General features: G+C 40.3%; 12 protein-coding genes. 3 read left to right on the top strand and 9 right to left on the bottom strand.

What is annotated here, in order from left to right; all coding sequences use genetic code 11:
• Nucleotide 1: 1 nt before the first annotated feature.
• Nucleotides 2–694 (bottom strand): SDR family NAD(P)-dependent oxidoreductase, encoded by a 693-nt coding sequence (locus J1G40_RS04680; protein ID WP_265241426.1) that lies wholly within the window; start codon nt 692–694, stop codon nt 2–4.
• Between the two features lies 1 nt (nt 695).
• A complete protein-coding gene (locus J1G40_RS04675; RefSeq protein ID WP_265241424.1) occupies nt 696–1,193 on the bottom strand; it encodes an SRPBCC family protein in 498 nt (165 codons plus the stop codon).
• Nucleotides 1,194–1,385: 192 nt separating this feature from the next.
• Here J1G40_RS04675 and J1G40_RS04670 point away from each other — a divergent pair, with 192 nt between their 5' ends.
• Nucleotides 1,386–2,552 (top strand): T9SS C-terminal target domain-containing protein, encoded by a 1,167-nt coding sequence (locus tag J1G40_RS04670; protein ID WP_265241422.1) that lies wholly within the window; start codon nt 1,386–1,388, stop codon nt 2,550–2,552.
• A 94-nt stretch (nt 2,553–2,646) separates the two neighbouring features.
• A complete protein-coding gene (locus tag J1G40_RS04665; RefSeq protein WP_265241420.1) occupies nt 2,647–3,489 on the top strand; it encodes a DUF2911 domain-containing protein in 843 nt (280 codons plus the stop codon).
• Between the two features lie 55 nt (nt 3,490–3,544).
• Here the strand turns inward: J1G40_RS04665 and J1G40_RS04660 are convergent, their stop codons facing one another.
• The 7 genes from J1G40_RS04660 to J1G40_RS04630 form a co-directional block, all read right to left on the bottom strand.
• Nucleotides 3,545–5,251, bottom strand: coding sequence for a sodium:solute symporter (locus tag J1G40_RS04660; RefSeq protein ID WP_265241419.1), 1,707 nt, complete (start codon nt 5,249–5,251; stop codon nt 3,545–3,547).
• 104 nt (nt 5,252–5,355) lie between these two features.
• Complete coding sequence (locus J1G40_RS04655) at nt 5,356–7,887, bottom strand: PIG-L family deacetylase (RefSeq protein WP_265241417.1); 2,532 nt, start codon at nt 7,885–7,887, stop codon at nt 5,356–5,358.
• Nucleotides 7,888–7,965: 78 nt separating this feature from the next.
• On the bottom strand, nt 7,966–8,511 hold the full coding sequence (locus J1G40_RS04650) for a mechanosensitive ion channel family protein (RefSeq protein WP_265241415.1): 546 nt from the start codon (nt 8,509–8,511) through the stop codon (nt 7,966–7,968).
• Between the two features lie 4 nt (nt 8,512–8,515).
• Nucleotides 8,516–9,463, bottom strand: coding sequence for a septum formation inhibitor Maf (locus tag J1G40_RS04645; RefSeq protein WP_265241414.1), 948 nt, complete (start codon nt 9,461–9,463; stop codon nt 8,516–8,518).
• 35 nt (nt 9,464–9,498) lie between these two features.
• Nucleotides 9,499–10,086 carry a Maf-like protein gene (locus J1G40_RS04640; RefSeq protein WP_265241412.1) on the bottom strand — a complete coding sequence of 196 codons (588 nt, stop codon included), beginning with the start codon at nt 10,084–10,086 and terminating at the stop codon, nt 9,499–9,501.
• 3 nt (nt 10,087–10,089) lie between these two features.
• A complete protein-coding gene (locus J1G40_RS04635; protein WP_265241411.1) occupies nt 10,090–10,617 on the bottom strand; it encodes a KdsC family phosphatase in 528 nt (175 codons plus the stop codon).
• Nucleotides 10,601–11,401, bottom strand: a complete 801-nt coding sequence (locus J1G40_RS04630; protein ID WP_321160190.1) for a Rossmann-like and DUF2520 domain-containing protein — start codon at nt 11,399–11,401, stop codon at nt 10,601–10,603. Before J1G40_RS04630 ends, J1G40_RS04635 begins: the two co-directional genes overlap by 17 nt.
• A 102-nt stretch (nt 11,402–11,503) precedes the next feature.
• Here J1G40_RS04630 and ccsA point away from each other — a divergent pair, with 102 nt between their 5' ends.
• On the top strand, nt 11,504–14,677 hold the full coding sequence (gene ccsA / locus J1G40_RS04625; protein WP_265241409.1) for a cytochrome c biogenesis protein CcsA: 3,174 nt from the start codon (nt 11,504–11,506) through the stop codon (nt 14,675–14,677).
• Nucleotides 14,678–14,732: the final 55 nt, after the last annotated feature.

Below are 14,732 nucleotides of genomic sequence, written 5' to 3'. Positions count from 1 at the left end.
TTTAGTTCGACTTAAGACTAGAGATGCCACCGTCAACAGAGAATATTTGCCCGGTCATCCAACTGCTCTTTGAGCTGAGCAAGTATACCGCGGCATTAGCAATATCTTCTGCAGTCCCCACTCTTTTTAACGGATGCCGCTCTGCCATTAACGCTCTCTTTTTGTCATTATTCAATAGCCGACCCGCCAAATCAGTATCTACCAGGGAGGGCGCTATAGCATTAACCCTGATCCTGGGGGCATATTCTGCGGCAAGGGCTTTTGTAAATCCTTCCACAGCACCTTTGGAGGCTGCAACGCTTGTATGATAAGGCATGCCGGTACCAACAGCAACGGTACTAAAGAAGACCATGCTCGAAGCTGCTGTCATTCTTGGCATAATGTCATTTACAACTTTTACAAGACTAATGAAATTAATCTGCATATCCGCCTCAAAATCATCAGAATTGAGCATTTTAAAAGGTTTTAGGCTTATGGAGCCCGGACAATACACAAACCCGTGAATTTCCTCGGGCAATAAGGACAGGTTAAGCTTATCGGATAAAGCATCAAAAGGGATATGTGTCGTATTGGGAAGCTTAAGATTATCATCTGTTCGGGAAGCGACATATACATTATTATCCTGATGAATTTGTTGTAAAATAGCCTGTCCAATCCCCCTTGAACCTCCTATCATTATTATGTTCTTCTTCATTTCAAATGGTTTTAAAGGTCAATTTTCCCTCAGCATTAGGGATACTTCCAAAAAGTTCGATTAATTTCTGCTCTCGGTATCGGAAAATTTTGAGCAACTGTTTTTTTACAACAAGGGGATGCATTATTTGACCTAAAATCCCAAATGGAATTTTATAATCTATAATATCCTCCATCTGAACCCCACCTTCAACTTTTTTGATGAAATGCTTATGGTGCCATAAGGCATATGGGCCAAATCTTTGTTCATCAACAAAATAAGAGCCTTCTTTAACATGGGTGATTTCCGTAACCCATTTGGTAGTATATCCGGAGAAGGGGGAAACCTTGTATGCTATGATCTGACCGGGGAACATAGCACGATCTTCTCCGGATAATATGTTGAAGCCCATATTATCTGGGGTAATGGTTTTTAAATTGGCGGGATTAGATAAAAAATCCCAGGCCACTTCCTGAGAAATTGGCAAAGATTGGAACGCGTGTAGCTGATATAGTTTCATAGATAAAAATGTAAAAATACAGACAATAATGTTTAATTAAAAAAATAAAAGATTAAACAAAACTTAAAATTTTGAAATTTCTGATGAAAATATTGACGCGGATAGTAGTCTGTACCCCGTCTGTTTCGACATTCATCTAATATTTTAGTGCCGGATGGGACATTTTTGTATTTTGTCGGGTGAAATATTGCTATGATTACCAGAATCACTTGTATTTTTCTGTTTTTAATTGTTAATCCTTTGTTGGGGCAGGCCGATGTAGCTAACATAGGAGTACTCCCTGGGGCAATTTCCGAGACTTCCGGACTTATCTTCTTTAACGACAAGCTAATTACCCATAACGACTCAGGTAATTCTGCTTTTTTGTATGAATTGGATACTGTGAATTTTAATATTTCACGTACTGTCACTGTTGTCAATGCAGATAATGCGGATTGGGAAGATCTTACACAGGATGAAGACTACATCTATATTGGAGATTTTGGCAACAATCTGGGTGGAAGAGAAGACCTGGCAATTTATAGAATTGCTAAATCGGATTATATTGCTTCCGATACGGTAATGGCAGACCGGATAGATTTTAGTTATGAGGACCAAATAGATTTTGACGGAAACGAACTTAGTGATTGGGATGCCGAGGCATTTATAGCTCTGGAAAATGAATTCATAATATTTACAAAGCAATGGCAGAGCAATGGTACTAATGCCTATTCCCTTCCTAAGACTCCGGGTACCTATCAGGCGGTTAATGTAGGTGGATATATTAGTGATGGGCTGATTACCGGAGCTACTTACAATGTATTATCCGGTGTGTTATTCTTAGTGGGTTACAGTCAGCAACTTCAACCTTTTCTAATAAGACAGGATGAACTGACCGATGAGTTCAGTTTTAGTTCTACAGCAGAGAAAATTCCATTATCTGTCGGGTTTGCCCAGATAGAGAGCATCGCATATTCGGATGAGAATACTTATTATCTTACTTCTGAGCGTTTTACAAATGATAATCCCCCTATTACTTTAGATGCCGGGATATTCAGTTTCAACACTAATGACGATGTTATAGGAGAAGAGAACCCTGAAGAACCCCCTCCTGTAGATCCTCCGGTTAATGGTGAAGATGGGGAGGAACTGATTATTTTTATAGCACCAAATTCCAAAGAACTGCAGTATAGTTTAAATGTGGATGTTGAACTGTTTGGAAGGGCAATTTTTGATGTCACCGGCCGTAGAATACACCATACACATGCCAATGACATAGTTTCTAATACTATAGATTTATCTATATTCAGGTCTGCCGTATACTACCTTACCTTCTATCTTCAGGGACGCACTATAGCCAAGCCGTTTATATTGAAATAAGTTTATCCGTCTTTACCTCTTATTTAGGGATTTGTTAACAATTCTAAGCAGGCAATATGACTAGTTTTGTGAGAACTATAAAAACCATTAAATAATGAAGAAATTAACTCTTTTATTCTGTGCGGCATTAGTATCATTTGCAGTACAGGGACAAATTTCAACACCCGCTCCCAGTCCGGCTGCAAAAATTAAGCAGGTTGTGGGGCTTACAAACGTTACCGTGGAATACTCCAGACCTTCTATGAGAGGCAGAACCATTTTTGGGAACCTTGTACCCTATGACAAATTATGGAGAACAGGGGCTAATGCAAGAACCAAAATCACTTTTGGTGATGACGTGAAAATAGGGGAACAAACTGTTAAAGCCGGGACTTATGCCATTTTCACAAAGCCTGGTGCGGCTTCCTGGGAAGTCATCTTCTATACAGACGCCAGTGGTGGGGGAACTCCACAAGATTGGGATGAAAGTAAGGTAGCTGCTAAAACTACAGCAGAAGTTTATTCTATGCCCATGGATGTTCAGACGTTTACAATGACCATAGATGACTTAAATAACAATGGTGCTACTTTAGGCATGTTATGGGAGAAAACCTATGTAGGGGTGCCATTTACGGTACCTACTTCTGATAAAGCTGTAAAGAGTATTGAAAGCGTAATGTCCGGACCATCTGGAAACGACTATTTCGCGGCGGCTTCATATTATTTCGAAGAAGGGAAAGACCTTGGAAAGGCCAAAGAATGGATAGACAAGGCTGTTAGTATGAACGACAAGGCTTTCTGGGTAATGAGACAGCAATCTCTTATTTATGCTAAAATGGGAGACAAGGCAGGAGCTATTAAGGCGGCCAAAAGATCTTTGCAAGTTGCAGAAGCAGCAGGTAATGCAGATTACGTTAAAATGAACAAAGATTCCCTAAAAGAATGGGGAGCAATGTAGAAGAGATTCTCTTGCTTTTAATTGGAATAATCCCGGCGAATTCGCCGGGATTTTTTTATGCTTTCAATTCTGGATTATTCAATGTTCTGTCGAAGACTTCAATAAGGCAAGCCAGGAATATAACAAGGCCACATCCAAAAGCGTTGAGCCAGAGGTAAGACATCCAATCGAGACTATAGCCTACAATTACAATTATTTGTGTTATGATGGCTGCAACAAATACCGAATTACCACGAATAAATTTAAAAAAGAAGGCCATCAGAAAGATGCCCAGTACATTGCCATAAAATATAGAACCTATAATATTTACGAGTTGAATAAGGTTGTCAAATAGGCTCGCCACACAAGCTATGATGATAGCGATAATGCCCCATAGCAGTGTAAACCCCTTGGAAACCGTAACGTAATGTTTTTCGTCATAATCTCCTTTTTTATTTCTTTTATAAAGATCTAGAGCACTAATGGTGCCAAGGGCATTGAGTTCGGAGGCGGTGGAAGACATTGCTGCCGATAATATCACCGCCAGAAGTAAGCCAATTAACCCCTTTGGAAGATGATTCAGAATAAAATGGATAAACACGAAGTCTTTATCATTGGTCTCAACGGAATCGTCTGCCATTGAAATAAGCGTTTTTGCGGTTTCCCTTTTGGCCCTTTCTCTTTCGTTAATGGAAATTATTTGTTGCTTGGCCTCCATAGTGGCAGTATATTCCTTTAGTTCTAAAGCTGCCGAAAACCTATCCTGTGCAATTTTCTTTTCTACTTCGAGTTCTCTATGGTCTTGCTCCAGAATTTTGTAATCTTCTGCAAATTCTGATGCTAAAACTGCTTCGGATGCTACGGGATTGAAATTGAGAGGGGAGGGGTTGTATTGATAGAAAACAAAGACCATAACCCCAACTAAAAGGATAAAGAATTGCATGGGTATTTTCAGCAGTCCGTTAAAAATAAGACCTAACTGACTTTCTCTTACAGATTTACCCGAAAGGTAGCGCTGCACCTGGCTTTGATCTGTTCCAAAATAGGCTAGCGCCAAAAACATTCCGCCAGTCAGGCCACTCCATAGGGTATACCTGCTTGTGGTGTTAAACTCAAAATCGATGATATTTAATTTATCGCTGGCCCCTGCAATTTTAAGGGCTTTGCTAAAATTGATATCGGCCGGAAGATAGCCCAGGATAAAGAAGAATGCGATAAACATTCCTGTCATTATGATGAACATCTGTTGTTTTTGGGTAACATTTACAGCCTTGGTGCCACCGGAAACAGTGTAGATGATGACCAGAGTCCCAAGAATTATGTTGAGCGTTTTCAGGTCCCATCCCAGTACTGCCGACAAGATGATTGAAGGAGCATAAATGGTAATTCCTGCAGCCAGGCCACGCTGGACTAAAAATAAAACTGCAGCCAGAGATCTCGTCTTTAGGTCGAATCTGTTTTCTAAAAACTCATATGCCGTATATACCTTTAGTTTGTGATAAATAGGTACAAAAACCAGGCATATAATAATCATGGCCAGGGGCAAGCCAAAATAAAACTGTACAAAGCCCATACCATCGTGAAAGGCCTGTCCGGGAGTAGATAAAAAAGTTATTGCACTGGCCTGGGTAGCCATTACTGAGAGCCCTATAGTCCACCATTTGGTCTTGTTTCCTCCAAGGACATAATCATCTACGTCCTTGCTGCCTTTAGTTTTCCATACCCCATAGGCAACAATAAAAAGCAGTGTACTCGAAAGTATGATCCAGTCCAGATTCCCCATGCTAAGCGTTTGAGATCATTATGTAGTAAAAAACAAGAATGTAAATGAAATTGAGGATGAGTACCAGACTGTACTCTTTTTTCCAAACTAACTTACTTCGCATATTATCCTTTTATGTCGTTTTCCGAATCCACCTTATCCTTTCCTATGGATAACATGTTGGCAAATATCTTATAAGCTCCTGACACTCCGGCCGGAAGTTCCCGGAAAAAACTAAGTCCGGTATAGATGTAATGACCTTTGCCATAAGGGCTCACTAAAAGACTCCCTTTTGTAGCCGTTTCGTCTTCATCATTCATAGACAGGATAGGAGTAAAATTTGGATCCCATTCACTAGGGAAATACAATCCTCTTTCCTGTACCCATCCTTCAAAATCCTTGGGCTCGATAGGGTTAGGAAAGTTAACCAGCGCATGGTCTTTGGCAATTATTTCAACAGGGGAATTCTCGTTGGTCACCCTGTCTCTTGACAATTTAAGCGGAAATGGAGCAATATTTTCATAGGCCCTGTCCCACCTGCCAGCAGTATTATATTGTACTATCAGGTTACCACCCTGATGTACATATTTAAACAAGAGATCTTGTTTAAATTTAAGTTCGGGTAATACATTATATGCCCTTATGCCCATCACCACAGCATCGTATTTATCCAGGCTGCCCTCCTGAATATCTGAGGGGCTAATAGTATGAACAATATAACCAATCTGTTCAAGGCTTTCTGGCACTTTATCTCCTGCGCCAGCTATATAACCGATATGCTCACCTGCTTTTTGAATATTCAATCTTACCACCTTTGCTTCAGAGGGTAACAGCACAGACTGGGTAGGAATATGATCATAAGCAATACTTATTAATTCTTTTGTCAGTTCCTTGCCATCTATTTTTACAATAGGCGAAATATAATTTTCATCTTCTTTTTCTGGTGGAGTCAGGGTAAAAATTAATGTCTTCTCTTCCCCTTTATTGATGATTTCAAAAGGAATTACTTCTTTATCTACCTTCCATCCTTCTGAAAAACACAATTGTACCTCTCCTTTAAGATTGTCTTTCAAGGCTTTTATGGTAACAGGAATCTGTTTTGGGCTGGAGTCCGAGAAAATAATCACCTTGTCTTCTATCCTTGAAGAAGCTTCCGGTAAAACTTCGAAAGGCTGGTAAAGCTCCCCTTTATCTGGTCTGGAATACCTGCGAATTACTGCTTTTTTAAGATGTAATGGGGTACCGTTGATCTCTAGTTCGAAGGTGGCGAAAAACTTACGAGCGGTCTCAGGGCTTCCTATTATATCAGGATTATCAACTTTATACATCCCAAGACTCCCTTTTTCGGCCAACCAATACGGACTGCTGTATTCAGCGTCCTCTGGGATCAGCATTTCTATTTCCAAATTCTTTTTGGTGTTATGCGCCAGGGCTATTTCTTTTTCACTGGCCATACTGTTACCTACTTTTACCGACTTGAGTGTAATTTGGGCATTACTTCTGTTAAGTGCCTCGAGATTTACTATTATGCTATTTCCCGGATTGGAATAAGCAAAATCGGCCGAAGCTTCTAAATAGAGCCCGGTCACAGCAGTAATTAAATCTTCAATTTCCCCGGTCTTTATTAGTCTCCAATGCGGATCCTCTATTTTTTGTATGAGCGTATAAGCCGATAGCAGTTCAGGAAGGTGTTGTGAGGGATCAGAAAAATTGAAATTATCTGCCACCGCATATAAAATATCACCTACTGCAGCACCGCCTTTAACCCTGGACCAACTTGTATCGATACCATCAAAAATATTATTCTCATCTTGAGGAAGATCCCCTTTTAAAAGTTCTATATATTCCTTTTCACTACCTCTTGTTGTAAGTCGACCAAAACCCTGGCAGAGGTGCTGGCTACTGGCCAGAGAAGCAATTTCGTTATTAGAAAGTCCTTTCAGCGGATAGTATACGCCGGTGTCAAAATTCAGCATATTTGATTTATCTGCTTTTTCAAAATTTTCTCTGCTACCATAAAACCACCAGGAGGTATTAAAAAAAAGCCTTCGGGGTTGCCATGTAGCTGTTTTGCTCAAATGCTCCGGATAAATAGTGGCATTGCCTGCAAGATCAAAAGCTTCAGTACTCAGAATAGCAGATGACGTATGATGTCCGTGAGTGCTGCCTGCTGTTCTGTGATCAAATCTATTTATAATAACATCGGGTTTAAAATTTCTAATGACCCAAACCACATCGCTTAGCACAGACGCCTTATCCCATAATTTAAGTGTTTCTTTAGGGTGCTTGGAATATCCAAAATCATTAGCGCGGGTAAAAAATTGTTGCCCTCCGTCAATTCTACGGGCAGCCAACAGTTCCTGGGTTCGCAAAACGCCTAACAATTCGCGTAATTCCGGCCCAATTAAATTTTGTCCTCCATCGCCTCTGGTGATAGATAAATATCCAGTTCTGGCCTTGACATCATTAGACAGGTAGGAAATTAATCGGGTATTTTCATCGTCAGGATGCGCCGCGATGTACAGAGCAGAACCAAGAAAATTCAGTTTTTGGAGTGCATGGAACGCTTCAGATGAAGATAATTTTTTAGGAGCTTGTGCAGTGGCTGGTAGAATCGCTATAAGTATTCCAATGAAGAATACCAGAATATTGCGCATAATATGGATCTTTTGTCGGTCCTCAAATATAGAAATATTCACCGCTTAGAATACCGCTTTTACAGTTTCTTTAACATGCTAATGCTCTTCATTACCCTCATCCGAAGTTTCCTTGCTAAAAATTGTGGTCACTGCTTTTTGAATCATCAGATTGTTCGGGTAGGTGAGTAGTTCACCATTATTTTTTCTTAAATGAACATGGAAGGCCTTTATATCCTCTATAATATATGTTTCCTCAAAATCAAATTCCTTGTCCCAAATCTTGATCCTGTCGCCAATTTTAAATGGAAATGAGAAAAATAGAATAACCCCTGCGGTTATATTGCTTAGTATAGACCAGTTGGCGAACAGCGCCACCCCGATTACTGCAAATACCGATGAGAATAACAAGCCGAGATTCCTGAAGTCTATTCCCCAGATAAGTCCTAAGATTCCAATCCCTAGTGCGGTAAAAAATACGGATACGTACTTGGTGATCAGCAAAGTCCTTGCCTCTACTATATGGCTTAGCTTACCTACTTTCTTAATGGTTTTTGAACTTATAAATCTTAAGATCAATAGCGTAAGTAGACAAATTCCTGTCCATAACAATTCATTTCTGTGTTCAAGAACAAAATCTTCCATATTTCTAAATACCTAAGCTGTCTCGTAAAATTACATCCTTATTTCCATTTTGCCTCCAGTAAGGGGTCTTTAAAACCTTATTTTTAGTCGCTGTTGAGGTCAGTATTTTTGCGTTATTTCCGAACCCGCTTTTAAACGACTCTGTCCACCCTTCAATGGTATGTGGAAATTCCTTGCTGAATTTAATTTTTAGATTCCTTTCTAGCCCCGGGTAGTCCAGTTCGTAGTGCATATAGCCCTCTGCTTCGGTTAATGTTGCTTTCGCAGCATATGCTTTAAATTCCTTATGCCCAAGACGGGTGTACTCTAAAGAGGGGATAATTTGCAAATCGCCCTTTGGCAGGTTTTGGTAATCGATTCTAATTTTATTCCAAAGTTCATTCTCTAGAATAGTTTTATCTACTTTAATGTTTTGGTCTGCCTCGCCTTCAAAATACGAATGCGCCATAATTTCGAATTGGTCCCTGTTGTTAATCTGTGCATAAACGTGTCCGCACCATTCTTGTACAGAATTAGTCACCTTGATGGCGTGTTGGTTGTCATATACAGGATAGAAAGTACTGCTCATAATAGAGTAGGGGTAAATTCCAGTTAAATATTTCTTGGTGCTATTTAGCTTAAGTACCGGAATATTTTGTGGGTTACTTCGGTCTGCCTTTACCTGTTCCTCGGCTAAAAAAGGCTCTGTGACATAAATCAGAACGGCATGTCCTTCTCTGATCTCTCCATACCTGGCTTGTTCCAAATTGTACGAGGTGATCTCTGCATCACCGGCATACCAATAAGTTTTAAATTCTTTGGAGAGCCGTTTTTTTGGAGAATTATCTTTGATTTCTTCTCTTAGCGCAAGATTTTTATCTGCATCGGATGCTTCTACTTTACAGGATTCCAAAACAAGGATCCCTAATGCAAAAACCACTATTGCCAGTTCAAATTTTATCCATTTTCTCATGAGTACACATTTTAGTCAAAATTACCCAAAAACCCTTAGCCTACCATGCTCATTAACGTTTTGTAAACCAAATGGGTCGGAAGTCCCATTACATTGTAATAGGACCCTTTAATATTATCAATTCCTATGAGTCCAATCCATTCCTGGATACCATAAGCGCCTGCCTTGTCAGTAGGACTAAAATTAGACACATAATAGTTAATTTCTTCCTCAGAGAGGCTCTTAAAGGTCACTTCAGTAGTATCGTGTAGTGTATGCTGACCGGAAGCAGTAGTAAAACATACGGCAGTAATAACTTTATGTGTATCTCCAGACAACTTTTGCAACAAACTGCAGGCTTCATTCAGGTCCTTTGGCTTAGACAAAGAATGGCCATTATGCCAGACGATAGTGTCCGAAGTTATGAGGATGTCATTGGGATGCAACTGGCCGTCGAATGCTCCGGCTTTTAATATAGCCAGATACCTGGCAATGGCTTCTGCTTCTAAATTAGTCGGATAAACTTCTTCAACGGGTTTAAGTCGCACCTCAAATTCTATTCCCAATTCCTCAAAAAACTTCCTTCTTCTTGGGGAGCCCGATGCTAGTATGATATGGTGATGTTTCAGTTTTTCCTTTAACATCTTCTAGTCGTTCGCTGCGCTGTAGTTTTGGAACCAATCTCCCCTGGCTTTCAGTACTTGTTCTATAACATCCCTTACACATCCTTCACCGCCATTCTTAGGAGAAACATAACTGCATATGGCTTTTACTTCCGGAATTGCATTTTGAGGGCAACTAGATACGGCTACCAATTCCATCGGTGGCAGGTCTGGCATATCATCCCCCATATAGAGCATATTCTCAGGGGCAATATCATAGATGTCCATATATTCTTTAAGCGGGTCTTCCTTATGGTGAGCTCCCAGGTAGATGTCTGTTATACCAAGTGCTTTTAATCTGGATCTCACCCCTTCATTGGTGCCGCCAGTAATTATGCAAATATTGTACCCTTTTTGTAGTGCTGTTTTTAAAGCATAACCGTCTTTAACATTCATTTTGCGAAGCATTTCTCCTTTTGTGGTAATTAACAGTGTCCCATCTGTTAACACTCCATCTACATCAAAAACGAAAGTGTTGATATCCTTTAAATATTCCTTATAGTTTTTTTTCATAAGTCTTCAAAATAGATTCACTTAACAATGAATATATATCCTTTTGATTTTTAGAATTTAATAATTGCAGGTGTTTATCCATTGTACCTGTATCGTTTCGCCTTGCAGGCCCGGTTTGGGCCTCGAAGGGCGGCATGTCCGCAATTTTGTTTGTAGTTTCTAGAATTAATGGTTTTAAAATGGAAAAAGACAATTGGTGCTCCCCGCAAATCTCATTTGCGATAGTAAACATATGATTTGTAAAATTATTTACAAAAACAGCCGAGAGGTGCAAGGCGTTCCTTTGTTCGGCAGAAATTTCATGTACCTCCCTGCTTAAAGTACTGGCCAGCTTATGCAGTATTGCAAGGTCTGCCTCATTTTCTGCTTCAATGCAAATAGGGACCTGCTTAAAATTAATTCTGCGGTTTTTACTAAAGGTTTGAAGCGGATAAAATACCCCTGTCCTGTTATTTACCAACCGCTGCATAGTAACACTGCCTGAGGTATGTACAACTAATTTATTACTTAATTTAAGTAACTCTGAAACAGTATTTATAGCGTCATCACTTAAAGCAATAATATAAATATCTGCATCTACTAGTAAATTGTAATCTGAAGTTATTTCGGTGGTCTTATGGAAGTATTCAAGGGCTTTTTTGTTTCTTCCTATGACCTGCCTTATTTGTACGCTGTCGCAATCAGAAAAAGCATCGAATAAATGCCTGGCTACATTTCCGGTTCCGATAAGGACAATTGAAAGCATCCCCAAAAGTACAATTTTTATTAGGCTTGTCGTTGACAAAGAATTAACATTTATCTTAGTCCTTTTATAGAAGATAATTCACCGTTAAGTGCCAAAAAGGCTGTATTTTTGCCTCCTGAAAACCAAATTGGAATTGCTTCAATGACAGAAGTACTCAAGAAGATCTTCTTTTCAACCAGATTGATGGCCATATTATTTATAGTCTTCGCTACGGCCATGGCATTTGGGACTTTTATAGAAAGTTGGTATAGCACGGAAACCGCAAGGATCTGGATTTATAATGCCACCTGGTTTGAGGTGATCATGGTGCTTTTTGTCATCAATTTTATTGGTAATATGTTTAGGTATCGGCTTTTCCGCTGGGAGAAATGGCCGGTATTAACCCTACACCTATCCTGGATCCTGATAATTCTAGGTGCTTTTGTTACCCGCTATATTAGTTTTGAGGGAATGATGCCCATTCGTGAAGGTAATTCAGAGAATGTCTTTTATTCCGATAAAACTTTTCTGACTGCTTTTGTGGATGGAGAAATAAATGGGGAACCCAGAAGAAAACCGCTTGAAGACGACCTTATCGTAACTTCCGAAGCCATTAAATCTTCTTTACCATGGAATAACGATTTTGACGGACAGGAATTTACCATTTCCTATGTAGATTTTATAGAAGGAGCAAAAGAAGGCCTGATCCCTGATGAGGATGGTACAGAATTTTTGGAAATTGTCGAAGCAGGGGATGGCAATAGGCACGAACATTTTCTGGAGGCAGGCAAAGTCACTAATATCCACAACATTTTATTCAGCCTGAACAACCCTACGGAAGGGGCAGTTAACCTTGTAGTTACAGATAGTAGCTATCAGATACTTTCACCTTTTGAGGGAAGTTTTATGAGAATGGCAGATCAGTTTCAGGGCCAGCTGACTAAAGACAGCTTACAAACACTGCAGCTACGATCTTTATATCAACTTGGAGGAATGCAGTTTGTTATTCCCAAACCCTTGACCAGAGGGAAATTTGGAGTGGTAAAAGTACCGGAATCCGAGATCACGGAGGCTACACAGGATGCCCTGGTCATAGCAGTTACTTCTAATGGAGAGCGTGTACAGAAAAAACTCTTGGGAGGTAAAGGCTCAGCAACGTTTTCGGATAAGTTTAGTGTTGGCGGGCTAGATTTTACCCTGGCTTATGGTTCTAAAGTATATGAATTGCCCTTTAGTATTAGATTGCACGATTTTATTGCTGAAAAGTACCCTGGAACCGAAAAAGGGTATGCTTCCTTTATGAGTAAAATTACCGTGGAAGATGAACGCCCATTTGATTATGATATTTATATGAATCATATTCTGGACCATAAGGGCTACAGGTTTTTCCAGGCGAGCTTTGATCCGGATGAGAAGGGTACCGTATTGTCTGTAAATCATGATTTTTGGGGCACCTGGATAACCTATATGGGCTATTTTCTCCTATACATCGGACTTATGGGAATAATGTTCTTTGGCAAAACACGCTTTAAAGACCTTGGAAATCAACTAGCCAAACTAAAAAAGAAGAAAGCCGCCCTTACTACGACTATTCTGCTGGCAGGTGTTTTGAACTTAAATGCCCAGGAGCACACGGCTGATGACGGACATGACCATACGGTGGCGCCAACACAGCAGCAATTAGATTCTCTTTTACTATCAACGGTTGTGACCGAGGAGCATGCCGCCAAATTTGGCGAATTGGTGATACAGGATGAGGGGGGAAGGATGAAGCCCATAAACACCTTTGCTTCCGAATTATTGAGAAAGTTGAGCTTTAAGGGCACCTATAAAGAGCTCAATGCGGATCAGGTGTTTATCTCCATGATGCTGAATCCGGCACTGTGGTACAATACAGAAATTATCGCCCTGGACAAAAAGGCGCAAAATGATAGTATCCGTACTATTATAGGGATCTCTAAAGGGCAGAAATACATTAAGGCAACCGATTTTTTTGATGCCAGGGGTCAGAATAAACTGGGTCCCTATTTGCAGGAGGCATTTGCTACTAATACTCCCAATAAGTTTCAACAAGATTTTAAAGACGCCTATTTCCGACTTAGCTTGTTAGACCGGGCGCTTAGTGGGGAGATTGTTAAAATATTTCCACTGCTTAACGATGAAAATAACAAATGGATATCTGCCCTGGAATACAGGGGCGGCCAATATCAGGTTGGTGATTCTCTTTATGCCAATTTCATTAAAAATGCGGTTCCTTATTACCTGATGTCCGTACAACGGGCCATAGTTTCAGGGGATTATTCCGAAGCAGACAAATTGTTGGCTGCATTTCACAAAAACCAGGAAAATCACGGGAGCGAGGTCTTACCGACCGAAAAGAAAGTAAAGGCAGAGATCATTTATAACAGATTAGACTTATTTAACAGATTGTATAAATACTATGCGCTTGTTGGAGTACTTATGTTCCTGGTCTTGATATTCCGAATTTTCCGTGAAAGAGAAATATGGCGTATTGCCACTTACTTTTTCAAAGGGACTATCTTCCTCTTCTTTATCTGGCATACCGCAGGTCTGATAATGCGTTGGTATATCTCCGGGCATGCACCCTGGAGCGACGCCTACGAAAGTATTTTGTATGTGTCGTGGGCCACCCTTGGTATGGGCCTCTTATTTAGCAGAAAGAGCGAAATGACTATTGCAGCGGCCACCTTTGTCACCTCCATGTTACTTTGGATAGCCCATCAGAGCTGGGTAGACCCCTCTATAGCCAACCTGGTCCCTGTTCTTGATAGTTATTGGCTAATGATACATGTTGCTGTAATTGTTGGTAGTTATGGGCCGCTAACCGTAGGCATGATATTGGGAGTAGTGTCTCTACTACTCATTATCCTTACCGGCAAAAAGAACAAGAAACGGATGGAGATCAATTTAAAGGAATTGACCGTCATCAATGAACTTAGTGTTACGGTTGGCCTTGTAATGTTAACCATTGGGAATTTCCTTGGCGGTCAGTGGGCCAACGAAAGCTGGGGCCGGTATTGGGGATGGGACCCTAAGGAGACCTGGGCACTCATCTCAATAATGGTCTACGCCTTTGTGATTCATACCAGACTTGTTCCTGGCCTAAGAGGCAGGTGGACATTCAATTTTCTGACCATAGTGGCTTTCGGGAGTATTATGATGACCTATTTTGGTGTTAATTTCTATTTAGTAGGATTGCACAGTTATGCCAGTGGAGCACAGGTGATTACACCAGATTTTATCTGGTATACGGTGATTGGTGTACTGCTTCTGGGAGGTATAAGCTATTGGCGCTATAAAGTTAACTACAAGTAATTCTCCCTCAACAGACTATTTAAGTATCCTGATTCTTTTTAATGGGGTAGGACTC

The sequence above is a fragment of the Muriicola sp. Z0-33 genome, assembly GCF_026126425.1.
Taxonomy (GTDB): domain Bacteria; phylum Bacteroidota; class Bacteroidia; order Flavobacteriales; family Flavobacteriaceae; genus JAFMPW01.
Note: the sequence above shows the minus strand (reverse complement) of the source record. Positions and strands in the feature narration are given on the sequence as shown.